The 25,212-nt window shown below is 62.9% G+C and carries 20 protein-coding genes; 5 read left to right on the top strand and 15 right to left on the bottom strand.

Going from position 1 to position 25,212, the window contains the following annotated elements; all coding sequences use genetic code 11:
- Nucleotides 1–67 precede the first annotated feature (67 nt).
- From LMJ30_RS00330 to LMJ30_RS00305, 6 genes are read right to left on the bottom strand one after another with little or no spacing between them, the layout of a single operon-like run.
- Nucleotides 68–1,996, bottom strand: a complete 1,929-nt coding sequence (locus LMJ30_RS00330; RefSeq protein ID WP_229430343.1) for an Ig-like domain-containing protein — start codon at nucleotides 1,994–1,996, stop codon at nucleotides 68–70.
- A 36-nt stretch (nucleotides 1,997–2,032) separates the two neighbouring features.
- Entirely contained in the window at nucleotides 2,033–4,204 is a 2,172-nt protein-coding gene (locus LMJ30_RS00325; RefSeq protein WP_371872959.1) for a type IV pilus secretin PilQ, read from the bottom strand.
- Between the two features lie 11 nt (nucleotides 4,205–4,215).
- Nucleotides 4,216–4,758, bottom strand: a complete 543-nt coding sequence (locus LMJ30_RS00320) for a pilus assembly protein PilP (RefSeq protein ID WP_229430341.1) — start codon at nucleotides 4,756–4,758, stop codon at nucleotides 4,216–4,218.
- Nucleotides 4,755–5,456, bottom strand: a complete 702-nt coding sequence (locus LMJ30_RS00315) for a type IV pilus inner membrane component PilO (protein ID WP_229430340.1) — start codon at nucleotides 5,454–5,456, stop codon at nucleotides 4,755–4,757. Before LMJ30_RS00315 ends, LMJ30_RS00320 begins: the two co-directional genes overlap by 4 nt.
- Nucleotides 5,453–6,112 carry a PilN domain-containing protein gene (locus LMJ30_RS00310; RefSeq protein ID WP_229430339.1) on the bottom strand — a complete coding sequence of 220 codons (660 nt, stop codon included), beginning with the start codon at nucleotides 6,110–6,112 and terminating at the stop codon, nucleotides 5,453–5,455. Before LMJ30_RS00310 ends, LMJ30_RS00315 begins: the two co-directional genes overlap by 4 nt.
- Complete coding sequence (locus tag LMJ30_RS00305) at nucleotides 6,109–7,188, bottom strand: pilus assembly protein PilM (protein WP_229430338.1); 1,080 nt, start codon at nucleotides 7,186–7,188, stop codon at nucleotides 6,109–6,111. Before LMJ30_RS00305 ends, LMJ30_RS00310 begins: the two co-directional genes overlap by 4 nt.
- 347 nt (nucleotides 7,189–7,535) lie before the next feature.
- On the opposite strand from LMJ30_RS00305, the gene LMJ30_RS00300 reads away from it, so the two are divergent.
- On the top strand, nucleotides 7,536–9,881 hold the full coding sequence (locus LMJ30_RS00300) for a penicillin-binding protein 1A (protein ID WP_371872954.1): 2,346 nt from the start codon (nucleotides 7,536–7,538) through the stop codon (nucleotides 9,879–9,881).
- Between the two features lie 144 nt (nucleotides 9,882–10,025).
- Here the strand turns inward: LMJ30_RS00300 and cyaY are convergent, their stop codons facing one another.
- Nucleotides 10,026–10,358, bottom strand: coding sequence for an iron donor protein CyaY (cyaY, locus tag LMJ30_RS00295; protein ID WP_229430534.1), 333 nt, complete (start codon nucleotides 10,356–10,358; stop codon nucleotides 10,026–10,028).
- Nucleotides 10,359–10,402: 44 nt separating this feature from the next.
- Between cyaY and lptM the strand changes: the two genes are divergently transcribed.
- Both lptM and lysA read left to right on the top strand, forming a co-directional pair.
- Nucleotides 10,403–10,573, top strand: a complete 171-nt coding sequence (gene lptM / locus LMJ30_RS00290; protein WP_229430337.1) for an LPS translocon maturation chaperone LptM — start codon at nucleotides 10,403–10,405, stop codon at nucleotides 10,571–10,573.
- 10 nt (nucleotides 10,574–10,583) lie between these two features.
- On the top strand, nucleotides 10,584–11,861 hold the full coding sequence (gene lysA, locus LMJ30_RS00285) for a diaminopimelate decarboxylase (protein WP_229430336.1): 1,278 nt from the start codon (nucleotides 10,584–10,586) through the stop codon (nucleotides 11,859–11,861).
- Between the two features lie 73 nt (nucleotides 11,862–11,934).
- On the opposite strand, the gene msrQ is transcribed toward lysA, so the two are convergent.
- The 5 genes from msrQ to LMJ30_RS00260 all read right to left on the bottom strand — a co-directional run bounded on the left by msrQ (nucleotide 11,935) and on the right by LMJ30_RS00260 (nucleotide 17,876).
- Nucleotides 11,935–12,585 (bottom strand): protein-methionine-sulfoxide reductase heme-binding subunit MsrQ, encoded by a 651-nt coding sequence (gene msrQ, locus LMJ30_RS00280; RefSeq protein ID WP_229430335.1) that lies wholly within the window; start codon nucleotides 12,583–12,585, stop codon nucleotides 11,935–11,937.
- Nucleotides 12,585–13,565: a protein-methionine-sulfoxide reductase catalytic subunit MsrP gene (gene msrP / locus LMJ30_RS00275; RefSeq protein WP_229430334.1), complete on the bottom strand. Its 981-nt coding sequence runs from the start codon at nucleotides 13,563–13,565 to the stop codon at nucleotides 12,585–12,587. Before msrP ends, msrQ begins: the two co-directional genes overlap by 1 nt.
- An 81-nt stretch (nucleotides 13,566–13,646) precedes the next feature.
- Nucleotides 13,647–14,801 carry a c-type cytochrome biogenesis protein CcsB gene (gene ccsB / locus LMJ30_RS00270; protein WP_229430333.1) on the bottom strand — a complete coding sequence of 385 codons (1,155 nt, stop codon included), beginning with the start codon at nucleotides 14,799–14,801 and terminating at the stop codon, nucleotides 13,647–13,649.
- A gap of 42 nt (nucleotides 14,802–14,843) precedes the next feature.
- Nucleotides 14,844–16,940, bottom strand: coding sequence for a cytochrome c biogenesis protein ResB (locus tag LMJ30_RS00265; RefSeq protein WP_229430332.1), 2,097 nt, complete (start codon nucleotides 16,938–16,940; stop codon nucleotides 14,844–14,846).
- A 261-nt stretch (nucleotides 16,941–17,201) separates the two neighbouring features.
- Nucleotides 17,202–17,876: a c-type cytochrome gene (locus tag LMJ30_RS00260; RefSeq protein WP_229430331.1), complete on the bottom strand. Its 675-nt coding sequence runs from the start codon at nucleotides 17,874–17,876 to the stop codon at nucleotides 17,202–17,204.
- 165 nt (nucleotides 17,877–18,041) lie between these two features.
- On the opposite strand from LMJ30_RS00260, the gene yihA reads away from it, so the two are divergent.
- The gene (gene yihA / locus LMJ30_RS00255; RefSeq protein WP_229430330.1) at nucleotides 18,042–18,776 is read left to right on the top strand and encodes a ribosome biogenesis GTP-binding protein YihA/YsxC; all 735 of its coding nucleotides are present in this window, start codon (nucleotides 18,042–18,044) and stop codon (nucleotides 18,774–18,776) included.
- Between the two features lie 27 nt (nucleotides 18,777–18,803).
- Nucleotides 18,804–19,811 carry a porphobilinogen synthase gene (gene hemB, locus LMJ30_RS00250; RefSeq protein WP_229430329.1) on the top strand — a complete coding sequence of 336 codons (1,008 nt, stop codon included), beginning with the start codon at nucleotides 18,804–18,806 and terminating at the stop codon, nucleotides 19,809–19,811.
- A gap of 88 nt (nucleotides 19,812–19,899) precedes the next feature.
- On the opposite strand, the gene LMJ30_RS00245 is transcribed toward hemB, so the two are convergent.
- The 3 genes from LMJ30_RS00245 to LMJ30_RS00235 form a co-directional block, all read right to left on the bottom strand.
- Nucleotides 19,900–20,781, bottom strand: coding sequence for a cell envelope integrity TolA family protein (locus tag LMJ30_RS00245; RefSeq protein WP_229430328.1), 882 nt, complete (start codon nucleotides 20,779–20,781; stop codon nucleotides 19,900–19,902).
- Nucleotides 20,782–20,945: 164 nt separating this feature from the next.
- On the bottom strand, nucleotides 20,946–24,038 hold the full coding sequence (locus tag LMJ30_RS00240; protein WP_229430327.1) for an efflux RND transporter permease subunit: 3,093 nt from the start codon (nucleotides 24,036–24,038) through the stop codon (nucleotides 20,946–20,948).
- Nucleotides 24,035–25,201, bottom strand: coding sequence for an efflux RND transporter periplasmic adaptor subunit (locus tag LMJ30_RS00235; RefSeq protein ID WP_229430326.1), 1,167 nt, complete (start codon nucleotides 25,199–25,201; stop codon nucleotides 24,035–24,037). Before LMJ30_RS00235 ends, LMJ30_RS00240 begins: the two co-directional genes overlap by 4 nt.
- Nucleotides 25,202–25,212: the final 11 nt, after the last annotated feature.

Here is a 25,212-nt window from a genome sequence, read left to right as displayed (position 1 = left end):
GAGTAGTTGGTTCTAAATAGAAAACGGCCAGTGTACTACCTGGCCGTCTTTGTCCCGAAACAACTTATTACGGACAGGTCAGCGTCATTTTAAACGGATAGCTCGTAATCAGCTTGGCAACCGGGCTGGTAATCGACACACTGAAGGTCGCGACAGTACCAGCCACGCATGGCGTTGGCGCGTTACCGATGACCGTTACCTGGTGGAACGAGCCCTGGTTGCCGCTCACCGTCGTGCCGGTAATGTCATCAGCCGTTGCGTTGTGCGGGAACACGTTTTGTACCGTCGACGGAACGACATCGACCACGCTGGCATTGGTCAGGCTGGTGACTGCCACGGTTGTGCCAGCTGGCATTGGGTTGTTGTTGATGTCGTTGATCTGCAGCGTGAACACTTTGCCGTCGCCGGAGCGGGAGGAACCGAGGTCCGTCGCCGTGCTGGTCAGTGGGGCGGTGCGGCCGATCAGGTACACATTCGACGCCGCGCTGCCGCTAAGGAAGATGGCGGTACGCGCGAACACCGTGTTGGCGCCGTCGGTGGTGCTGGCGCAGACGCTGGCCAGGCCCGGACGGGTGCTGTCTGGCGTTACGCCATTGCACGGCGTGGACGGGCTTCCAGGGGTAGCGACGCGCGGGTTCTGGCTGCGGAAATCGACGAAGCAGCCACCGTTGACGAGGTTGCACGCGCCTTTGTCGGACGAGCCGACCGCGCCGATGTTGGTCTGGAAAGCGACCGGGGTGCCGTCGGCGACCGGATTACCAAACTGGTCGGCCAGGAGGACGTTGACGGTGGTCTTGATGTTATCGATGCTCCAGCCTTCGATGTTCGGCGAGCCGACGCTGAGCGAGAACGCGCGCTGCACCGGCAGGCCGGTGGTGACGACGATCGAATCGGACATCGTCGAGATGCCGTTGCCTAGCGACGCGGTGACGCGGAAGGTGGTGGCCTTGGTGCCCGAATTGACGGTGGTGATAACTTCGCCGTTCTGGTCGGTGGTGTCGCTCGCCTTGTTCAGCTTGACGTCGGTGGTATTGACCGAGAAGTTCACGAGCTGGCCCTGCAGCGGACGGTTGAAGATGTCGAAGACCTTGAACTTGAGCGTTGCCGTTTCGGTACGCAGGTTGCCGCCCTGGCCGGCGATCACGATCGACTGCTCGACCGGGAAGGCAGACGCGAACTGGACCGACGCAGCGGCCGGCGATGCGATCGGCAAGGTGGCCGTCACTGGACGGTCGGCGCCGTCGGCCGAAATCGAAATCGCGTCGGTGGTGCCGCAACCCAGGTCGCGGTAGACCGCCTGCGCGGTACCGTTGTTGGTGGTGGCGGTCGCCGCCAGTGTGGCCTTGCCGGCGTTGACGCAGGCCGAGCTGAAGTTCACGGTGAGCTGCTGCGCCGTGTAGCGCGCGCCGTTGGCCAGCACATCGACACTGATCGTGGTCGAGCCGTAGGCCGGAATGCTTGCCGGGGACAGCGTAATCGGACTCAAGGTGAGCGCGGTCGCGCCCACCGAGTAGTTACGTTCGCCAGTCACGGTTGCGCCGGCGACGGTGGTGGTAACCGAAACCTTGGCGGCGCCGCCCGCGCCCAGGCTGGCCGGGCGCATCGTCACCGTCGCCACGCCGTTCGCATCGGTCAGCGCGGTGCCTGCCGATGGCGAAAACAGCGCCAGCTTGTTGTCAGTGCTGAAGGTAACCAGCGCTTCCGGAATCACCCGGCCCGCGCTGTCGCGCAAGGTGGCCTTGGCGATCAGTGGCGTGCCTGCGGTCAGCGAATTGGTCGACTGGCCGCTGGCGTTGACGAAGCTGACCTCCAGCGACGGCGCCGCCGGTGCGGTTGTGCCGCCGCCGGTGCCCGGCGTGGCGCCGCTGCCGCCGCCGCTGACCGCGCCCGGATTGCCGCCGCCGCCGCCGCAGGCGGCCAGCGCCAGCGCCAGCGATGCGCACATGAGCAGTTTAAGTGGCGGGAGACCCGGGCTGGCGACGGCTTTATGCGGCATGTTAAGTCCTGATTTTTATTTGTTAATTGGTGCGGTTTACCGGCCAGTCACGCGGTCGGCGACGATTTTCGGGGTGATGAACACCAGCAGTTCGGTCTTGCTGGTGGTGCGTCCGGTGGTCTTGAACAGGTAGCCCAGCACCGGCACGTCGCCGAGCAGGGGCACCTTGCTTTCGGTGTTCGACTCGGTCTGCTGGTAAATGCCGCCGAGGACCACGGTGCCGCCGTTTTCGACCATGACCTTGGTCTTGACGTGCTGGGTGTTGATCGCAAAGCCGGCGCGGGTTTCTTCGCCCTTCGAATCCTTGTTCACGTCGACGTCCAGCACCACGTTGCCGTCCGGGGTAATTTGCGGCGTGACTTCCAGGCGCAGGTTGGCTTTCTTGAACATGATCGAGGTGGCGCCGCTGCTGGTGGCAACCTCGTACGGCAGTTCGATACCCTGTTCGATCACGGCCAGGATTTTGTCTTCGGTGACCACGCGCGGGCTCGAGATGATCTTGCCCTTGCCGTCGGCTTCCAGCGCCGACAGCTCCAGGTTCAGGAAGCGGTTGGCGGCCGACGAGAACAGGCTGAACGCCACCGTGGCTGGCGACTGGCCGCCGATGCCTGCCGCAGGCAGGTTGATGAACTGGGTGTTGTTATAAGCGTCGCCGGTGTCGGGGGTCTGGCCGGTGACCTGGCCTACGCCGACGATATTGCCGCCGATGGCGACGCGCTCGTTGCCCTTGACCTGGTAGCCAGGATCGCCGCCGCGGAAGCCGCGCATGTCGGCAAAGCCGAGCTTGGCGCCGAGGTTGCGCGAGAAGCCGTCGTTCGCTTCAACCAGGCGCGCTTCGATCACCACCTGGCGCGAGGCCACGTCGGTTTTCAAAATCAGCTTGCGGATGTCTTCGATCTTCGACGGAATGTCGGTGACGAACAGCTGGTTGGTGCGCGGATCAATGATCGCGCTGCCGCGCTTGGACAGCACGCGGTTCGGGCTGCTCTCGCCGCCCGCCGCCGCGCCGCCGTTGGCGTCGAGGCCGAACACGGTGCGGAAGGATTCAGCCTTCTGGTAATTGAGCTGGAAGATCTCGGAGCGCAGCGGCTCGAGGTCGGCGATCTGGGCGCGCTGCTCCAGTTCGAGCTTTTCCTTGGTCAGCAGTTCATCCTTCGGCGCGATCCACAGCACATTGCCGTTCTTGCGCATGTCCAGGCCCTTGGCCTGCAGGACCACGTCGAGCGCCTGGTCCCACGGCACTTCGCGCAGGCGCAGGGTCAGGTTGCCGGTGACCGAGTCGCTGGTGATGATGTTCAGGCCCGAGATGTCGGCAATCGCCTGCAGGGCGGCGCGCACTTCCACGTTCTGGAAGTTGAACGACAGCTTCTCGCCGCGGTAGCCCTGGGTGCCCTGGGTCAGGCGGTTCGGGTCTTCCTTGATCGGCTTGACGTCGACCACCAGCTGGGTCTCGCTCTGGTAGACGCTCTGTTCCCACAGGCCGTTCGCTTCAATCGTCATGCGCACGTTGTCGCCCTGCGGGGCAGTGGTGACCAGCTTGACCGGGGTGCCGAAATCGGTGACATCGAGGCGTCGGCGCAGCGTTTCAGGCAGGCCGGTCTTGAGGAAATCGACAATCACCTTGTTGCCGACCTGGCGCACATCGACGGCAACCTGGTTGTTCGGCAGGTCGACCACGACGCGGCCTTCGCCGTTGGCGCCGCGGCGGAAGTCGAGGTCGCGCAGCAGTGGGCGCGCGGCCGGCGCTGCGGCCACGGGGGCGGCAACCGCGACGCCGGTGCGGTCGACCGCCTGGGCCACGCCGCCGGTGCCCTCCACCGTCAGGATCACGGACTTGCCGTCGATCGCGGTGGCGTAGTTCAGCGGGCGCTTCAGGTTCAGCACCAGGCGGGTACGTTCGCCAGCCTGCACCACGTTGATGTTACGGACATCGCCCAGGTTCACGTCCTGGCTGCTCTTGCCGGTCGCGTTGGCGGTGGCGCCGAAGTCGAGGGCGATGCGGCTTGGGTTGGTGATCGAGAAGCCGATCGGCGCGCGCGTGGGCGTGTTCTTCATCGCGATGTTGACGATGACATTGGCGCCCTGCTGGTTGGCCGTGATCGACTCGATCGCATTTTCCTGCGCCAGCGCGGCGCTGCTGCCTGCAACGAGAGCGAGCCATGCGCCGATGCGTACTGCAATCCCCGTCAGCGAGGCGGCGCCATTCATTCGTAATGCGGTCATTTCGTGCTCTCCTTACTATCCTGCAGCTCCAACTTCGACATGCGCTCGACCCAATCGCCGGTGGCGTCCTGAACCACTTCTCTTATATTCACAGCCTGCTCCGTCACGCTGGTGATGACGCCGAAATTCTGGCCGATGCGCTGCCCGGCGCGAACCTGGTGCACCGCGCGGTCGATCTGCACCAGCGCGTGGTTGTCGCCGCCCTTTTGCAGCAGTCCGACCATCCGCATGGTATCGAGCGGGAAGGTCTCCAGCAGCTCGCGGCGGCGCTCGGTGTCGGGCTTGAGCGGGTTGGTTGAACCGGCGTCGGTGCGGGCCAGCTCGGCCAGCAGCTTGTTCTGGCTGAACGGGTCGACCGCATCGCCAGCCTGGTAGGCAAACGCGGTGAAGGTTTTCGGCTCAGCCAGCGGCTTGACCGTGACCTTGGTGTTCTTTTCGGTGTTCGCCATCCATTGCTGGACTTCGCGCACATCGCTGTCGCTGCAAGCTGCCAGCAGCACGGCCAGCGCCAGCACCGCGGCTTTGTTCAGGTGCGTCATTTTGCCGCTCCCTTCTTCTTGGCCTTCTTGTTCTTCTTTTCGTTCTTCTCGCGCTCGATCCTGGCGTCGCGCGCGGCGGCTGCTTCTTCTTCGTCGAGGTAGCGGAAGGTCTTGGCGACGGCGTCCAGCACCAGGCTGCCATCCTTTGCGGTCGACAGCGACATGTTGTTCAGCGTGACGATACGCGGCAGGTTGGCCATGTCGCCGGCGAACGAGCCGATGTCATGGTAATTACCGGTGATCTTGATGTCGATCGGGAGTTCGGCGTAGTAGTCGCGCACCACGACCTGGCCCGGCTTGAACAGCTCGAACTGCAGGCCGCGGCCGACGCCAGCCTGGTTAATGTCCGACAGCAGCGCCGCCATTTCGGCCTTGCTCGGCAGCTGCTTCTGCAGGCGCGACACGTACTGGTCGACCTGCAGCTTCTGGGCTTCCAGCGCTTCAAGGTTGATCGCCTGGGCGATTTTGGTGGTGTATTCGGCGCGCAGCTTGGCTTCCTTTGCGGCGCCGGCTTCCTGCTCGTCGAACTGCGAACTCCAGTAGGCAAAGTAGCCGAGCACGATCACCAGTGCCATCACGCCCACTGCCAGCAGCAGTCGCGGCGCCAGCGGCCACTGGCCGGGATGGCGTCCCTGCAGGCCCTGGAACTGGGAGCGCAGAGAGTGCGACAGGTCTTTCAGGTCGATATTCTTGTTCATGTCCGGTCTCCGCCAGCTGCCGCCGCCGTGGTGGCGCCAGCCTTGCGTTCGCCGGCCGCCGGTGCGCCTTGCGCCGCTTCGGCCGCCGCATCGATGTCGCGCGGGCGCTTGATGTTGACGCCCAGCGTGAACTCGACCACCTTGCGGCCGGTCTTGTTCTTGTCCAGGCTGACGGCGCGCACTTCGGTCAGGTCGGGTCGTTCCAGCCACTGCGAACTGCCGGCCAGGTTGCGCAGCAGTTCGGCCACGCGTTCCTGCGACTGGGCGTAACCCGAGACCGCCACGCGCTGGCCTTCCTGCTTGAACGACTTCAGGTACACGCCTTCCGGCGTCTGCCGCACCAGTTCATCGAGCAGGTAGACCGGCTGGTTGCGGTCGCCCTGCAGGTCCTCAACGGCCTGCTGGCGCGCCTTCAGCGCTTCGATTTCCTGTTTCAGGCCTGCGATCTTCTCGATCTTGATGTCCAGCTCCGCGTTGGCGCTGGCGATGACGCGGTTGCGCTCTTCCTGGATCGAGATGCGGCTGGCGTTGTAAGCGCCGACCATCAGCACCACGACAACGCCGAGGACGGCGCCAAGCGCCATCAGCGCGATGAACGCGGCCTGCTTCTGCTTACGTTTGGCTTCCCGGTGGGGGAGCAGGTTAATCTTGATCATGCTGCCGCCTTTCGCATGGCCAGGCCGCAGGCCACCAGGTAAGCCGGGGCTTCGGTGCGCAGCTGCGACTCGCGCACGCCGGACGCCAGCTGCATGCCTTTGAACGGCGACACCACGGCGCTGGAGATGCGGGTGCGGCTGGCGATGATGTCGAGCAGGCCTGGCATCAGCGCGCAGCCGCCGGCCAGGAACAGCTGGTCGATGCGGGTGTACGGCGTGGAGGTGTAAAAGAACTGGATCGCGCGCGTGACTTCCAGCGCGGCGTTTTCCAGGAATGGCGTCAGCAATTCAGCCTGGTAGTTCTCCGGCAGGTCGCCGGCGCGCTTGCGCGCTTCGGCTTCCTCGAACGACAAGCCATAAGCGCGCACGATGTCCTGGGTCAGCTGGTTGCCGCCGAAGGGCTGCTCGCGCTCGTAAATGGTGTCGCCGTCGAGCATGACCGAGATGTGGGTCACCTGGGCGCCCACCTGGAACAGCGCGACGATCTGGCCGACGCCCGCTTGCGGCATCATGGCCGTCACGCGGTCCAGCGCGGTACGGGCGGCGTAGGATTCGATATCCATCACGACGGCGGTCAGGCCGGCCGCTTCGGCAAGCGCCACGCGGTCCTCGACCTTTTCCTTGCGCGATGCGGCCAGCATCACTTCGATGTCGTCGGGCGAATTGGCGGCCGGGCCGATCACGTCGAAGTCGAGGCTGACCTCGTCGAGCGCGAACGGGATGTACTGGCTGGCTTCGGACTCGACCTGCACTTCCAGCTGGTCTTCCGACAGGCCGGCCGGCAGGATGATCTTTTTGGTGATGACGGACGCCGGCGGCATGCCGAGGGCGGCCAGCTTGATGCGGGTGCCGCTCTTTTTCCAGACCCGGCGCACCGCTTCCGACACCTGCTCGAGGTTTTCGATATTGCCGTCGACGACAGCGCCGCGCGGCAGGGGCTCGGAGGCATAACGCTCCAGCCGCAGCTCGCCTTTGCCAAGCTGTGACAGCTCAACCAGGCGGACGCTGGACGTACTGACGTCCAACCCGATCAAGGGGGGACTGGATTGCCCGAACAAGGAACCTAGATTAACCATTTACGAGCCCACTCCTCCCCATTCATCAAATTCAATTAATTTCTGAATAACTTGCTTCTCAGAAAGATAATATTATTTGCCTTTGCGGGGTTATTTGATATAAAACCGCTATTTAGGCGGCATACATAAGACAGTACATTAAATCGTAGCAACAACGCTGAGCCGGTGTAAAGGTATTTCTGCATTGGAACTTTATGGGTACGGGCGGATTCACCACACTCTGTGAACGCCGTGACATCTTAGTTGTCGGCACGTTCACACCCATCCTGAAGGCGGCTTTAGCGAATAGGGCTGGCGGCGACGGTGCTTTATAATGAAGCACATCAATATGTGAGAGATCCACCTGCATGACTTCCAAAACGGATACACCCGCCTCGTCGAAAAAAGGCGCAGGCAAGCGCAGCCCCAAAAGGATGCTGCTCATTGCGCTCGGAATCATTACGGGCACCGGCCTGGCCGCGCTGCTGATTGTCGTGTTCGCGCTGGCGATGGCCTACCCCAACCTGCCCGCGCTCGACACGCTGACCGACTACCGCCCAAAGATGCCGCTGCGGATCTTTTCCGCTGACAACGTCCTGATCGGCGAATTCGGCGAAGAGCGCCGCACCCTGGTCCATATCAAGGACATCCCGACCGTCATGAAGAAGGCGGTGCTGGCGATCGAGGACGACAATTTCTACGAGCACAGCGGGGTGTACTACAAGGGCATCCTGCGCGCGGCGTTGCACAATGCCAGCGGCGGCGCGCGCCAGGGCGCCTCGACCATTACCCAGCAGGTAGCGCGCAACTTCTTCCTGTCGTCGGAACAGACCCTCAAGCGCAAGGCCTATGAAATCCTGCTGGCCTGGAAGATCGAGAAAAGCCTGACCAAGGACCAGATCCTCGAGGTCTATATGAACCAGATCTACCTGGGCCAGCGCGCCTACGGCTTCTCGTCGGCCGCCCAGATCTATTTCGGCAAGGACCTGAAAGACATCAGCGTGGCCGAAGCGGCTATGCTGGCCGGCCTGCCGAAGGCGCCGTCGGCCTACAACCCGGTGGTCAACCCGAAGCGCGCGCGCACCCGCCAGCAGTACATCCTGCAGCGCATGCACGAGCTTGGCTACATCACCACGGCGCAATACCAGACCGCCAAGGACGAACAGCTGAAGATCAAGACCGACAGCAACGAGTTCGGCGTGCACGCCGAGTACGTGGCCGAAATGGCGCGCCAGCTGGTGTACGAACAGTTCAAGGAAGAGACCTACACGCGCGGCCTGAACGTGTTCACCACCATTACCAAGGCCGACCAGGACGCCGCCTACCTCGCGCTGCGCCGCGGCGTGATGGACTATGAGCGGCGCCAGGCCTACCGCGGACCGAAGTCGTACATCGACATCCCGAGCAAGAAGGAAGAAGCCGAAGAAGCGATCGAAACCGAGCTGGCCGAGCACCCGGACAGCGACGACATCATCGCCGCCATCGTGCTGCAGGCCTCGCCGCAGCAGGTAACCGCGGTGACCGCGTCGGGCGAAGAGATCAAGATCAGCGGCGCCGGGCTGGCGTTCGCCAAGGCCGGGCTGGCGGAAAAGGCGCCGGCGAACCGCCGCATCAAGCGCGGCGCGGTGATCCGCGTAACGCAAGGCGGCGGCACCACCTGGAGCATCACCCAGATGCCGGAAATCGAATCGGCCTTCATTGCCGCCGACACGCGCGACGGCGCGATCCGCGCGCTGGTGGGCGGCTTCGACTACAACCGCAACAAGTTCAACCACGTGACGCAGGCATGGCGCCAGCCGGGATCGGCATTCAAGCCCTTCATCTACTCGGCGTCGCTGGAACGCGGGCTGTCGCCATCGACCCTGATCAACGACGCGCCGATCTCGTTCGACGCGGGCCAGACCGGTGGCCAGGCATGGGAACCGAAGAACTACGACGCCAAGTATGAAGGCCCGATGAGCATGCGGCGCGGCCTGACCAAGTCGAAGAACATGGTCTCGATCCGCATCTTGCACCGCATCGGCGCCAAGTACGGCCAGGAATACACCACCCGCTTCGGCTTCGACGCCGAAAAGAACCCGCCGTACCTGACCCTGGCGCTGGGCGCGGGCGCCACCACGCCGCTGCAGCTGGCCGGCGCCTATGCCGTGTTTGCCAACGGCGGCTACCGGGTCAGCCCTTACCTGATCACCAAGGTCACCGACAGCAACGGCACGATTTTGTCGCAAGCCTCGCCTGACCCGGCCGGCGAAGAAGGCAACCGCGTGATCGACGCGCGCAATGCCTACCTGGTCGACAGCATGCTCAAGGACGTGGTCCGCTACGGCACCGCCACCAAGGCGCTGTCGCTCAAGCGCACCGACATCTCGGGCAAGACCGGCACCACCAACGACTCGATCGACGCCTGGTTCGCCGGCTACAACCCGAACGTGGTGGGAATTGCCTGGATTGGCTACGACCAGCCCAAAAACCTCGGCAACAAGGAAACCGGCGGCGGCCTGGCCCTGCCGATCTGGATCGGCTACATGAGCAAGGCGCTCAAAGGCGAGCCGATCGAAGAGCGCCCTGTGCCGGGCGGTCTGATCAACGTAAACGGCGAGTACTACTACGCCGAAAACCCGCCTGGCACCGGCGTCCAGAGCATTGACGTCGGCGTGCGCAGCACGCCAGCCGAAGAAGCGGTAAAAGACGCGGTCAAAAACGAGCTGTTCTAAAGAGCGCCAGCAACAAGACAGTTGCAAACAAATTCGGGGTCAGACCACCGGTTTTTTGGAATATTCCAAAAAACCGTGGTCTGACCCCGAATTGGGAAACTGTTTCAAAAAAACGGTGGTCTGACCCCGAATTGGGTAATTTTTTTAGGGCTTGAGGAGGACGGTGGTGCCGCCTTGTTCGCTGGCCAGCGTCGAGAGGGCAGCGAAGAGCTCGGAGCCGTCGCGGGTGTTGATCCACCGCCCGTCGGCGCGCTTGTAGTGGAAGCCGCCGGATTTGGCGGCAACCCACATTTCTTGCAGCGGGGCCTGGCTGTTGACGATGATCTTGCTGCCGTTGTCGATGAACTCGATTTCCAGCACGTTGCCGCTGCGCTTGCATTCGACGTCGATCACGTCTTCGTCGTTGAGCCGGTCCATCGCCGCTTCGATCGTGCCCAGGGTGCTGTCGGCCAGGTCCAGGAATTCGGTTTCGCTCATCATGCTACACTCCAAGGTCTTCTAATTAAACCGTGATTCTAATCGTGAAGCCTTCCATTGCGCTGAATATCGGCGCCGCCGTTGTGGTCTTTGGCGCGCTTGCCGGCTGCGGCCAGACCGGCCCGCTCTACATGCCGACCCCACCGGCCAAGCCCCAGCCAACGCCCGCCGTGCCGCCTGCGATGCCTCCCGTTTCTTCTTCCGTAGCCCAGTAACTCATCTCTTATGTCGCAATTTTCTTATCAAGACGGCGCCCTGTTCGCTGAAAGCACTCCTTTGTCCAGCATCGCCGAGCAGTTCGGCACGCCGACCTATGTTTATTCCAAGGCCGCGCTGCTGAAAAACTTTGCGTCGTATTTCGATGCGTGCAAAGGCCGCGATGCCCTTGTTTGCTATGCGATGAAGGCAAATTCCAACCTGGCTATCCTCGACCTGCTGGCGCGCGAAGGCGCAGGCTTCGATATCGTGTCGGGCGGCGAATTGCTGCGCGTGCTGGCCGCCGGCGGCGATCCGCGCAAGGTGATTTTCTCCGGTGTCGGCAAGACCGTTGACGAAATCCGCCTGGCGCTGTCGCACGATATTTTGTGCTTTAACGTCGAGTCGATTCCTGAGCTGCACCGCATTAATGAAGTCGCCGGCGAGATGGGCAAGACCGCGCCGGTATCGCTGCGCGTGAACCCGAACGTGGATGCGAAAACCCATCCGTATATCGCCACCGGCCTGAAAGCGAATAAATTCGGCGTGGCGTTCGATGACGCCCTCGATACCTACCGTACCGCAGCCGCATTGCCGCACCTGCAAGTGGTCGGCATCGATTGCCATATCGGCTCGCAGTTGCTGGACGACGCGCCGCTGCTGGAGGCGCTCGATAAGCTGATCGAATTAATCGATACGCTGGCCGGTGAGGGCATCGTGATTCATCACCTGGATATGGGTGGCGGTATCGGCATCAACTACGGCGAGGCTGGCGAGGCGGAGCCGGTGCCGGTTGGCGATTACCTGGGCCGCGTGTTTGCGCATATCGATGCATGGCGCGCGCGCAAGTATGACGGTAGGCCGATCAAGGTGGCGTTCGAGCCGGGCCGGTCGATTGTCGGCGATACCGGCGTGCTGCTGACCCGGGTCGAATTCCTGAAGCCGGGCGCGGAGAAGAATTTCTGCATCGTCGATGCGGCCATGAATGACCTGATGCGCCCTGCCCTTTACCACGCGTGGATGGATGTGCAGCCGGTGGCGCCGCACGCGGGCGAGAAGGTGACGTATGACGTCGTCGGGCCAGTGTGCGAGTCGGGCGACTGGCTGGCGCGTGATCGCGCGCTGGCGGTGAATCCGGGCGATTTGCTGGCAATTATGCAGGCGGGCGCTTATGGGCTGACCATGTCGTCCAATTACAATACCCGCGGCCGCGCGGCCGAGGTCATGGTCGATGGCGATAAAGTGCATCTGATTCGCCAGCGCGAGAATCCGGCCGATTTGTTTGCGCTGGAATCGGTGATTCGTTGATAGCGTCGTTCCCGTGCAAACGGGAACCCATGCTGAGCTGGCGATAGTCGAAAGGCCCGAGGAGCATCCCGGGCTATGGATTCCCGCCTTCGCGGGAATGACGGCCCGGAGCGGGGCTTTTCGCCCCGGCCCAGCTCCAATACACCCTCGCCCCCAGCAGCACCGCAACAATCACCCCGAAAATAAACGGTTCCGTGAAGTTGCTCTTTCCTGCCCTCATCCACCAGAAATGCAAGATCCCCAGCGGCGCGATCAGGTAGATCAGCCGGTGCAGCCATAGCCACCGCTTGCCCCCCAGCCGCTTGACCATCGCATTGGTGCTCGTCACCGCCAGCGGTATCAGCAGCACAAACGCGGTGAACCCGACCAGGATGAACGGCCGCTTCGCCACGTCGCGGAACATGCCTGCAATGTCGAAGAAATGGTCGAACCAGAAAAACGTCATGAAGTGCAAAAACGCGTAAAAAAACGCGTACAGCCCGAACATCCTGCGCAGCTTGATCAGCCAGTTCATTTTGCTGAGCCGGCGCAGCGGCGTCACCGCCAGCGTGATGCAGAGGAAGTACAGCGTCCAGTCGCCCGTCCCGCGCGTGATGAACTCCAGCGGTTCGACCAGCTGCCCGGTGGCCGTCAGCCACACCATGCGCGCCAGGGGCACCAGCGCCAGCAGGAAGATGGCGGCCTTGATGCCCTTGAGCTGCTTCGCACTCGGATTGAACGCCATCAGTAGTATTTCTTCAGATCCAGACCGGCGTACATCGAGGCGACGTCGTTATAGCCGTTGAACATCAGTGTCTTGCGCTTGGGCTTGAAGAAGCCGTCTTCACCAATACGGCGCTCGGTGGCCTGCGACCAGCGCGGGTGGTCGACGTTCGGATTGACGTTGGAGTAGAAGCCATACTCGGACGGCGCCGACACGTTCCACGCCGTCTTCGGCTGTTCACGCACGAAACGGATCTTGACGATGGACTTGGCCGACTTGAAACCATATTTCCAGGGCACCACAAGCCGCACGGGCGCGCCGTTCTGGTTGGGCAAGGTCTGCCCATACATGCCAAGCGTCAGCAAGGTCAGCGGGTGATTGGCTTCGTCGATACGCAGGCCTTCAACATACGGCCAGTCGAGCACGCGGCTGCCGATGCCGGGCATCTGCTTGCGGTCCGCCAGGGTCGTGAACTCGACGAACTTGGCGTTGCCATTCGGCTCGACCTTCTTGATCAGGTTCGACAGCGAGTAGCCGACCCAGGGAATCACCATCGACCAGCCTTCCACACAGCGCAGGCGGTAAATGCGTTCTTCCAGCGGCGCAAGCTTGAGCAGGCTGTCGATGTCGATGGTCATCGGCCGCTTGACCTCGCCTTCGATCGACACCGTCCATGGCCGCGTTTTCAGGGTGTGCGCGTACTCGGCCGGGTCCGACTTGTCGAGGCCGAATTCATAGAAGTTGTTGTAGCTCGACGCGTCCTTGAACGGGGTCGGCTTGTCGAGGATGGTGTAGGCGGGATTGGGCTTGCCGGCCAGCTTTTGCGCGGGAGTTTGCTGGGCGAACGCTTCGCGGTTCGCCATCTCCCACAGCGCGCTGCCGGCCACCGCGCCAACGGCCATCTGGGCGATGAAGCGGCGCCGCGATTCGTAGACTTCTTGCGGCGTAATTTCCGAACCGAACGGTACATCGGTTTGGTTCGGACTGCGTTTGATCAGCATGGCTTGCTCCGGCAAAATGGGGGTAACGTCTTAACATTACACCATTTTGCCGACGCTAGCCGGCGGCCCCGCGCGCCGTCTTTACAACGTTCCGTACGAGTGTAGACCTGAAAGAAACATGTTGACGCCGATGAAGGCGAAGGTGGTGACCAGGAGGCCTACCAGCGCCCACCAGGCCGCCACGCGCCCGCGCAGGCCGGTCATCAGGCGCATGTGCAGCCAGGCCGCGTAGTTCAGCCAGACGATCAGCGCCCAGGTTTCTTTCGGGTCCCACGACCAGTAGCCGCCCCACGCTTCAGCCGCCCACAGCGCGCCGAGGATGGTTGCCACGGTGAAGAAGGCAAAGCCGACCGAGATCGCCTTGTACATCACGTCGTCCAGCACTTCGAGCGCCGGCAGGCGGTCGGCAAGAATGCCGTGCGACTTGAGCAGGTAGGCCGAGCCAACCATCGCGGCCAGCGCAAACGTGCCATAGCCGATGAAGTTGGCCGGGACGTGGATCTTCATCCACCAGCTTTGCAGCGCAGGCACCAGCGGCTCGATGCCGGCGGCGTCGCGCGACACCGTGTACCACAGCAGGAAAGCGACGGCGGCAGCGATAATCAGCATCACGAAGGCGCCAAGCTGGCGCGTGGCGTAGTGCTGCTCGTAGTGCAGGTAGAACATGGCGGTGATCAGAGCGAACAGGATGAACACTTCGTACAGGTTCGATACCGGGATATGGCCGACGTCGGCGCCGATCAGGTAGGACTCGAACCAGCGCACCATCATGCCGGTCCAGCCGAGCACGACAGCAGCCCAGCACAGCTTGGAACCGACCGAGGTGCCGAAGTTGCTACGGCTAAGCAGGCCGACCCAGTAGAACACGGTCGAGAAGGCGAACAGCGTGCTCATCCACAGGATTGCGGACTGCGAGGACAGCATGTACTTGAGGAAGAATTTCTGGTTGGCGTTTTGCAGGTCGCCCGCGTACAGGCCGATGGCCGCCAGCGACAGCAGGAACACCAGCGGCATCAGCCAGCGCACCGCCTTGAATTGCCAGCCCAGCAGCGCGAAGGTCGGCGCGGACAGCAGCAGGATGGCTTTTTCATAGACGTCCATGTAGGCGCCGTAGCGAACCAGGCCAAATACCGCGCCAGCCAGCAAGGCCGCGGCGAAGAGCCAGTCGAACATGTCCAGGCGCTTGAAGAAGCCCGGCGTCTGGGTGTAGCTTGTTTGAGTTTGCGAAATTTCCATCATTTTCTCCAGGTACCGCCGCCATGGGTAGCGGCCTACAGCTTACGCCGATTGCGCCAGCTTCGCTTTCAGGTCGTTAAATTCGTGTTCGAAATCAAGTGTCTTGCGCTGGGTGCTCATCGCCATCAGCGCGTGCGCGCCGCCGGACTCGTCATCGCGCACCCAGACCCACAGGCGGCGTTCGCGGATGTAGAACATGGCAAAGATGCCCAGCACCAGGAACAGGCAGCCGGTGTAGACGACGGCCTTGCCCGGTGAACGGGTCACCTGCAGCACGGACGCTTTTACCTCGGTAAATTCGTCCAGCTGCAAAAATACCGGCGCGCCGTAGAAGAAGCTGTCCGACAGCGCATTGGTCGACATCTGCAGGAAGCGCGCGTGCTTTTCGTCCACGGTGACCGGCGCCAGGCCCTCCTTCTCGCGCGCTGCCTGCCACAGCTCCCACATGGTGCCATTGAGGATCTTCATGAAGATGCCTGCCGCCTTTTCCTGCTCGGCTGCCGGGATCTTTTCGAGGAATTTAGAGACCGCAAGGTAGCCGCCCTGCGAGCCGTTGCCGGCAAAGATGGCAAGGCTGCGCGCCGCGGAGTCTTCCAGCTGCCGGACCATGTCGCCAGCGTTCGCGCCAGCGGTGGCGGGCATGGCGCGGCGGGCGTAGCGCGCGGCGGCGACCTGGCGCAGTGCCGGGTCGGACAGGGCGGCGCGCAGGCGCATCCAATCGCGCACGCTGTACTCGTCGTCCGCAGGAATGCGCAGGTAGCTGAACGCTTCCGATGGCGTCGAACGCATGCCTGCCAGGTAGAACTGGGCGCCGTCCAGGGTGACCGGCTGCATGTAGTTCTGGTATTCGCGGGCCTGGCCTGTCTTGTCGCGCAACTTGTACGTCACGCTCGGACCGACGTTCTTCAGGTCCTTGTTTTCGTCCTTGGCGGCGGAGCCCAGCTGCTTGTCGAGGCCGGCTGCGAATTCTTCGTTGAAGGACTTGCCCTTGGTTACGGCGCGCACGTCCGGCGTCGTGCCGGTATTCTCGACGTTGAACGGACGGAAACCGGACCACTCGACCGAATATTCCTCGCCAGCGCGCTTGAGCTCGGATGAGGAGCCAACTTCGCCCGTCATCGGGAACGATTTGGCGTCAATGCCCTGCATCGGGAAGGCGGTCATCTTGAGCTTGGTGCCGCCATCTTCAAAGCTCGACTGGTACACGGCAACGCCCTTGTAGATCAGCGGTTCGTTGACCTTGATGGTGGCCGGGAAGGTCTTGCCCGTTTCGTGGTCGCGCACGATCACATCGCTGGCAAACAGCTTCGGCATGCCGGTCGAGTAGAAATCGATGTGGAACTTGGCCAGCTGGATGGTGAACGGCAGTTCCTGCACCAGTACGCCATTGGCCTGCGGGATCAAGGCGACATCGCTGGCCTGGCCTTCCGGAATCATGGTGTTGCCGCGGTAAGTCGGGTTGCCCAGGCCAAGGCGGTGCTTTTCAGGAATGGCCGAGATCAGGCCGCTCCCCGCGAAGGGCGTTTTACCGAGGAACCATTGCTGGAAGCGGATAGGCAGGTCGGAGTCGAGCATGCCGCCGACCAAAATGATGATGATGGCCGAGTGCGCGAAGATATAGCCGAAGCGGGTGCCGGCGCCTTTCTTGGCCGTGACCAGGGTGGCATTTGGCTTGTCGACGATTTTCGTGCCATAGCCGGCGTCGGCCAGGCGGGCTGCGCTTTGCTGCGCCAGCGCGGCGCGCGACAGCGGCGCTACCCATTCCGACTTGTGGTGGAAGTTGCGCAGCGATACCTCGCGTACGTTCTCGCGCCAGCTGCGCATATCCTTCAGCATCTTCGGCGTGCTGCGCACGATGCACAGCGCGGTCGACAACAGCAGGAAGGCGAGGATCAGCAGGAACCACCAGGCCGAATACACCGCGTACAGGCCCAGCTTGTCGAACACGGCGAACCAGAACGGGCCGAACTGGTTGACATAGTTCGTCATCGGCTCATTCTGCTTCATCACGGTGCCGACCATCGACGCGATCGAGATGACCGTCAACAGGCTGATGGCAAAACGCATCGACGAAATCAGCTCGACCGCTTCGGCAAGCCGGCGGCGATTCGTCTTCAGTTCAATTCCGGTGGTGCTCATTTTAAATCCAGTGCGCGGCTCGGCAAGCGGGCCGTGGAGAAAGTGCGGCACGTCATTCCCGCGAAGGCGGGAAGCCAATTTCGCCCCGAAAGCGCAGGCAAACCTGGGTTCCCGCCTTCGCGGGAACGACGAGCCCCGCGGGTATCAACAAAAAGGGCAGCTCGCTTGCGCGCCGCCGCCCTCTGAGGTTTTTTGCTCCAGCAAGGCGCGGCGACCACGCCGCGCTTGCAAATCATCAGGCATCGTAAGATGCCGCGAATTTTACTTCAAGCCGGCGATGTAATCGGCAACGGCCTTCATTTCCTGGTCCGACATGCGCTGAGCCAGCGTGGTCATCTGTGCGCTGTTGTTACGCGCGCCACCCTTGAATGCCTGCAACTGGGCGACGGTGTAGTCCTGGTGCTGGCCAGCAAGGCGTGGGTATTGGGCAGGAATGCCATTGCCGTTGGCGCCGTGGCAACTTGCGCAGGCAGCTACGCCGCGCTCAGCGATACCGCCGCGGTAGATCTTCTTGCCCAGTTCGACGGTGTCCTTGTTCTTGGCCGCGCCCTGCTTTGGCTTTTGCGTTGCGAGGTAGGCGGCAATGTCGCGCTTTTCCGCATCCGACAGCATCTTCGCGTAAGTCGTCATTACTGGCTGGTTACGCGCTGGGGTGGTGAAGTCGACCAGTTGCTTGTGGGTGTATGCCTCGAACTGTGCGGACAGTTTTGGATTGGCGGCGATGGTCGAATTGCCGGCAGCGCCGTGGCAAGATGCGCAAGCTGGCAGGCCGCGGGCAGCGTCGCCAGCATCGTACAGGGTTGCGCCTTTGGCGGCGTCAGCCTTGGCTGGAGCAGCAGGTGCAGCGGCCGATGCCAGGCCGGAGACAGCCAGGGTTGCAACCAACAAGGACTTCACAAACGCCGCGCCGGCGGCCGGGAAAAACGCACGATTCATTCACACACCCTGACTTGTAAAAATTGAGTTCTATTTGAAAATATGGCAGTGCAACCGCTTGTTGCAAGGCGTTGTACCTACCGCGCCGCAACAATACGCAACCCCTTATTGTACAATAGCTTTCTCGGGTCATCGCCCCCTTTTGTTGCATTTTCTGCCCATTCCATGTCCAAACTCTGGCAAGCCCGCTTCTTTACGACCGTCAATCAACTGCGCGACCTGCCCAATACGCAGGTGCCGGAAATCGCTTTCGCGGGACGTTCCAACGCGGGAAAATCGACCGCAATCAATATCCTGACCAACCAGAAGGGCCTCGCCTTCGCGTCCAAGACGCCGGGCCGCACCCAGCACATCAACTACTTCTCGATCGGCGGCGCGCACGTTGGCCAGCACCGCAAGGACCCGACCATCGTCGAGGAAATCGAAGGCTTGCTGGTGGACTTGCCGGGCTATGGCTATGCAGAAGTGTCCGGCTCGGCCAAGCTGCACTGGCAAAAGCTGCTCGGCGACTACGTCCAGCGCCGCGAGCAGCTGGCCGCGCTGATCCTGATCATGGATTCGCGCCGCCCGTTCACCGAACTCGACGTGCAGATGCTCGAATGGTTCGCCCCAACCGGCAAGCCGATCCACTGCATCCTGACCAAGGCTGACAAGCTCAACCGCAACGAGACCACCAACGCGCTGCGCAGCGCCCGCGCCATGCTCGACAGCTATGTCGACGAAGAAGGCGAAGGTTTCCCGTTCACCGTGCAAATGTTTTCCGCGCTCAAGCGCGTCGGGATTGAAGAAGCCAACGACAAGATCCTCGAACTGCTCGGCATTTCGGACACGGACGACAAGGCTGCGCCTTCGTCGCCGCAAGACGACGCCGCACCCTTTATCGAAGACGCTGACGAATAATTTTTATCACCTCCTTGGGAACCTGAGATGACGATACCAGCCAACTACCCGGCAATCCGCATGCGCCGCATGCGCCGTGACCCGTTCTCGCGCGCACTGATGCGCGAAAACACGATCACCGCATCGGACCTGATCTACCCGGTGTTCATCCTCGATGGCAGCAACCAGCGCCAGCAGGTTGGCTCGATGCCAGGCGTTGAGCGCATGTCGGTGGACTTGCTGCTGGAAGTGGCGGATGACTGCGTCAAGCTCGGCATTCCTGCGCTGGCGCTGTTCCCGGTCATCGACTCGTCGTTCAAGACGCCGGACGGCATTGAAGCGACCAACCCGGACGGCCTGGTGCCGCGCGCCGTGCGCGAGCTGAAGCGCCGCTTCCCTGAACTGGGCATCATCACCGACATCGCGCTCGACCCGTACACCAGCCATGGCCAGGATGGCCTGATCAACGACGATGGCTACGTATTGAACGACGAAACCATAGAAATGCTGATCCGCCAGGCCCTCACCCAGGCCGAGGCCGGCGTGGACGTGGTGGCGCCGTCGGACATGATGGACGGCCGCATCGGCGCGATCCGCCAGGGACTGGAAGAAAAAGGCTTCATCCACACCCGCATCATGGCGTATTCGGCCAAGTATGCGTCGGCCTTCTATGGCCCGTTCCGCGATGCGGTGGGTTCGGGCGCCAACCTGGGCAAGGCTGACAAGAACACCTACCAGATGGATCCAGCCAACACCGATGAAGCGCTGCGCGAAGTGGCGCTCGACATCGCAGAGGGCGCTGACATGGTGATGGTCAAGCCGGGCATGCCTTACCTCGACGTGGTGCGCCGCGTGAAGGACGAGTTCAAGGTGCCGACGTTCGCCTACCAGGTCAGCGGCGAGTACGCGATGCTGAAAGCCGCCGCGCAAAACGGCTGGCTGGATCACGACAAGGTAATGATGGAATCGATGATGGCGTTCAAGCGCGCAGGCGCTGATGGGGTGCTGACGTATTTTGCGCGCGATATTGCGCGCATCCTGAAGGCGCGCGCCTAAAGCAGTTCGTAGGGCGGTTACCATGCGTCAACGCGGCGCAGGCATGGCGGATGCGCTTTCGCTTATCCGCCCTACGGTTCAATGAGCGTTATCGCCCAGTCCTGTATTCCGGGAACATCTCCTTGAACAGGAATGCCTCCAGCTCCGCCGTATCCTGCACCCGCGCGCTCATCCGCACGACCCGTTGCAGGCGGTGTGAATCCCAGTCGAAGTCGCCGGTCTTTTCCTTGCGGATCAGCTCGATCATCTTCTTGACGATTGCCGTCTCGATATCCTTTTCCCCGCCTAGCTCCACCCGCACCTGCTGCAGCCAGCGGCGCTTGAAATTCGGATTCCAGCCACGGAACTTCAGTTCTGCGCTGGAGAAAGATTTGTCGGTCACGCTGAATACGCCACCGGTCTCGTTGCGGTCATCGCCCTTGCTGCGCCCATTAGCGGCAGCGATGTTGGCCAGCGCATTGCGGGTGCCGCGCGCCGCTTCGCTTTCCACTGCCGGCTCCTCGGACGGTGCGCCGCGCTCCTGGCGGCGTTTGGCGATATAAGCCGCCATATCCACTTCCTCGGGCGGCTCGAGCTTCTTGGGCGGCTCCTCGACGATCTTCACCGGTTTTTCGTCCGGCAAGGTAATCGTGTCGGGCAGGCGCTCGATCTTCGGTGGCGGCGCGGCCGACTTCTTGACGGCTTTGCTGGCCTGCTTGCGGGGCTGGCTCGGCTTTTCGGGTTTCGGCTGTTCCGTTACAGGATTGATGTACACCATCGCGCCGCCTCCGGCCGGAGGCGAAGCGGTTTTCTCGGATTCGGGCTTGAAGACGTAGATCGCCACCAGCAGCAAGTGCAGCAGCACCGTGGCGGCGAGGCCGGTCCGGTTGACGCGCGGGGTTCCGTAGCTCAGCGTGGCGGCCGGTAGCGGCTGGCCACAGTGCTCGCAGTACCCGGTGTTTTGCGACGAATAATGGGAATGATCACGCAAGATGAGTACGATTTTCCAGGTGCAGCTTCAGCGAAAAAGGGGTCGAGTGGCGCAGTCTATACGGTTTGACGAAATTGCGCACCGGCAGGACACCTTGCACAGCTTACAACACGGACCAGCGGGCGGCTGTTACCAGATGTATCAGCCGCCCTGCCCCTCTTAACTTAATGCGCGGCGTCGGCCGCCGCCAGCTGCTCGTCCGACAGCGGGCCCTTGCCGCTGTATTTGTCGAGGTAGAGGTAAATCACTGGCGTGATGTACAGCGTGATGACCTGCGAGAACAGCAGGCCGCCCACAACGGCCAGGCCGAGCGGCTGGCGAAGTTCGGCGCCGGCGCCCAGGCCCAGCGCGATCGGCAGCGCGCCGGTCATGGCGGCCAGGGTGGTCATCAAAATCGGGCGGAAGCGCATCAGGCAGGCTTCGCGGATCGCATGCTCGGGCGTCTTGCCTTCTACGCGCTGCGCGTGCAGGGCGAAGTCGATCATCATGATCGCGTTCTTTTTCACGATGCCGATCAGCATCAGGATGCCGATGATCGCAATCATCGTCAGGTCCATGCCGAAAATTTCCAGTGTCAGCAGCGCCCCGACCGCTGCCGACGGCAGGCCGGCAAGAATGGTCAGCGGGTGGATGTAGCTCTCGTAGAGCACGCCGAGCAGCACGTAGATGACGCCCAGCGCAGCAATGATCAGGATCAGCTGGCTCGATTGCGATTCCTCGAACACCGCCGCGTCGCCGCCGTAGCGGGTGATGACCGACGCCGGCAGCTTCATCTCGGCGGCCATGCGGTCGATCTGCGCGGTGGCGTCACCAAGCGGCATGTTGGGCGCGAGGTTGAACGACAGCGTGATCGCCTGCAGCTGGCCCTGGTGGTTGACCGAGGTCGGGCCGACCGTGCGTTCGACCGTCGCGATACTCGACAGCTGCACCAGCTGGCCGTTCTTGCTGCGTACCGATACCCGGGTCAGCGCGTCGTCGAACTGGCGGTCGGCGGGCGCCGCTTCCATGATGACGTTGTAGCTGGCGGCCGGCGAGTAGATGGTGGACACCTGGCGCTCGCCAAACGCGGCGTACAGCGCGGTGCGGACGTCCGCCATCTGGACGCCGAGGGTATTGGCCTTGTCGCGGTCGATCTTCAGGCTGGCCTGCAGGCCGCCGGCCTGCGAGTCGCTGGTGACGTCGAGGAAGCCGGGCGTGGCGCGCATCCGCTCGAGGAAGCGGTTCGACCACACGCCGAGGTCATCGGCGCGCACGCTCTGCAGCGTGTACTGGTAGCGGCTCTTGCTCTGGCGGCCGCCAAGCTGGAGGTTCTGGGTCGGGCTGAGGAAGACCGACACGCCCGGGATCGCGCGGGTGGCCTGGCGCAGGCCGCTGACCACTTCCGGCATCGCCTTGCGCTCGTCGCGCGGCTTGAGCACGATGAAGCCACGGCCGGTGTTGCCGCCGCCGGTGAACGAGGTGACGTCCTTGACCGCCGGGTGGGCGCGCACCGCGTTGACGACCTGCTCCTGCAGCAGCGCCATCTTGTCGGTGGAGGTGTCTTCGGCCGCTTCGACGCTCATGCGGATCTGGCCAAGGTCTTCTTCGGGGAAGAAGCCCTTCGGGATCGTGGTGTACATGACGACCGTCAGCGCGAAGGTGGCGACCGCAACCAGCAGGACCACCGTGCGGTGCGCCAGCGCCATGTCCAGGGTCTTTTCGTAGCCGCGCAGGACCTTCGCGAAACCGGCTTCGAAGTGGCGGCCGATCCAGCTTTTCTCGCCGCCGCCGTGCTTGTCGTGCGCAGGCAGCAGGCGGCTTGCCAGCATTGGCACCAGGGTCAGCGACACCACGGCCGACACCAGCACGGCGAGGCCCACCACGACTGCGAACTCGTGGAACAGCAGTCCGATCACGCCCGGCATGAAGAAGATCGGGATGAACACGGCCACCAGCGAAATCGAGATCGAGATAATCGTGAAGCCGACTTCGCGCGAGCCAACCAGCGCCGCTTCAAGCGGCCGCTTGCCCATCTCGATATGGCGCACGATATTTTCAAGCACGACAATCGCGTCGTCGACCACCAGGCCGACCGCCAGCGTGATGCCAAGCAGCGACACGTTATCGAGGCTGTAGCCGAACCAGTACAGCAGCGCCACCGCGCCAAGCAGGGAAATCGGCAGCGTGACGGCGGGGATGAATGTGGCCGATGCGCGGTGCAGGAACAGGAAGATCACCAGCACGACCAGCAGCACCGTGAAGGCGAGGGTCAGGTTAACGTCGTGGATCGCTTCGCGGATCGACACCGAGCGGTCGTTGACAAGGCTGATCTTGATCGACGCCGGCACCTGCGCCTGGAATCCAGGCAGCAGCTTGCGCACCGAGTCGACCACCTGCACGGTGTTGGCGTCCGGCTGGCGCTGCACCATCAGCACGATCGAACGTTCGCCGTTAAAGCTGCCGGCCGCCTTGATCGACTGGAAGCTGTCTTCGACGGTGGCGACATCCTTCAGGCGCACCGGTTCGCCGTTGCGCACGGCGACGATCACGTCCGAGAACTGGGCCGCGTTCATCAGCTGGGGGTTGCCCTGGATGGTCAGGGTCTGGTTGGGGCCATCGAGTACGCCGAGCGGCGCATTCGAGTTCGATGCGCGCAGCGCGGCGCCGAGTTCGTCGAACGTCAGGTCGCGTGCGTTCATCAGGTCGGCCTTGGCGCGCACCCGCACCGCAAAGCGTTTCTGGCCGTTGACCGTTACCTGCGCCACGCCCGGCAAGGTCGACAGGCTGGGCGCGATCAGGTTTTCCGCGTAGTCGTTCAGGTCCGACAGGCTCATCGACGGCGAGGTCATCGCCATGAACAAAATAGGCGCGTCCGCGGGGTTGACCTTGCGGTACGAAGGCAGGTCCGTCATCTCTTGCGGCAGCTGGCGCTGCGCGCGCAGCAGCGCGGCCTGCACGTCCACGGCGGCGGCGTTGACGTCGATGCTGGGGTCGAATTCGAGGGTGATGTTGCTGTCGCCCTGGGTGCTGGTCGAGGTGATCAGCTTGATGCCGGCGATCGTCGAGAACTGCTTCTCGAGCGGCAGCGCCACCGAGGACGCCATCGTTTCGGGGCTGGCGCCCGACAGGTTGGCGGAGACGTTGATGACCGGGGTGTTATAGCTCGGCAGCGCGGCGACCGGGATGCTGATGTAGGCGAGGACGCCAACCAGTACCAGCGCCATCGACAGCAGCACCACCATCACCGGGCGGCGGATGCACAGTTCTGAGATGTTCATGGGGCCACTGCCTTGCGTGCCACTGCATTGCCGGCGTCAGGCCTGGCGCCGGCGAGGCGCACCTTGCCGCCGGGGCGCAGGTTCTGCTTGCCCTCGGTGATGACCTTTTCGCTGCCGGTCAGCCCGGTAACGACGGCGTTGTCGCCGAAGGTATGGACGCGCTGGACCGGCGCTTCCTTGGCGGTCTGGCCTTCGCCGACCACGTAGACGAAGGTGCCGCGCGTGTTGATGATGATGGCCGCCTGCGGGATCACGGTGGCGTCCTTCAGCGTGCGCAGGGTGACGCGGGTGGACACATACTGGCCCGGCCACAGGCTGGTGTCGCGGTTGTCGAACTGCGCCTTGACCTTGATGGTGCCGGCCGCCGCGTCGACGGTGTTGTCGATGAAGTTCAGCTTGCCGACAACCGGCTTGCCGCCGGAAGGCTGCGCCTCCACCGCCACCTGGCCGGCGCGCTGCGCAGTCAAGAGGTCGGACAGCGCCGATTCAGGCAGCGTGAATGCGACGTTGACGGGGTCGAGCTGGGTAATCGTGGTCAGCGAGGTGGCCGGCTGGACCAGGCTGCCCGGGTAGACCGAGATGGCGCCGACGCGGCCCGACATCGGCGCGCGGATGGTGCCATAGCTGGCCGTGACGCGCTCGCCCTGCAGGGCGGCCTGGTTGGACGCCACCAGCGCGCGCTGGGCTTCCACCTGGCTGCGCAGCGTGTCGATCGCGCTCTGCGCGAGGAATTTTTGTTCGACCAGTTCCTGGTTGCGCTTGTACTGTCGTTCCAGGTCGGCCAGGGTGGCGCGGTCGCGCGCGATCTGGGCCTGGGCCTTGCTGACGTTCGCCTGTTCGTTGCGGTCGTCGAGCGAGAACATCAACTCGCCGGATTTGACGAACTGGCCTTCCTTGATATGCACCTTGCGGATCGTGCTGGTCGTCTGCGGACGCAGGTCGACGCTGTTGATCGGGGTGACGGTGCCGTTGGCCTGCAGGGTCACCGGCACGTCCTGGCGCAGCGGCGCCACCACGTTGACGGTCGCCGGCGGCTGCTCCCCCGGTCCGCGCCCGCCGCCCTTCCCGCCCGGCTTCTCGGCCTTGCCGGCGTTCAGGTACCAGGCTGCCGCGCCTACAATGGCGACAATGCCGACGACGAGTACGATGTTCTTCTGCTTCATTGGCTTTTCCT

It is taken from the genome of Massilia agrisoli, assembly GCF_020831365.1.
GTDB lineage: Bacteria > Pseudomonadota > Gammaproteobacteria > Burkholderiales > Burkholderiaceae_D > Telluria_A > Telluria_A agrisoli.
The sequence above is the reverse complement of the archived record's forward strand: the minus strand, read 5'-3'. Positions and strand labels throughout refer to the sequence as shown.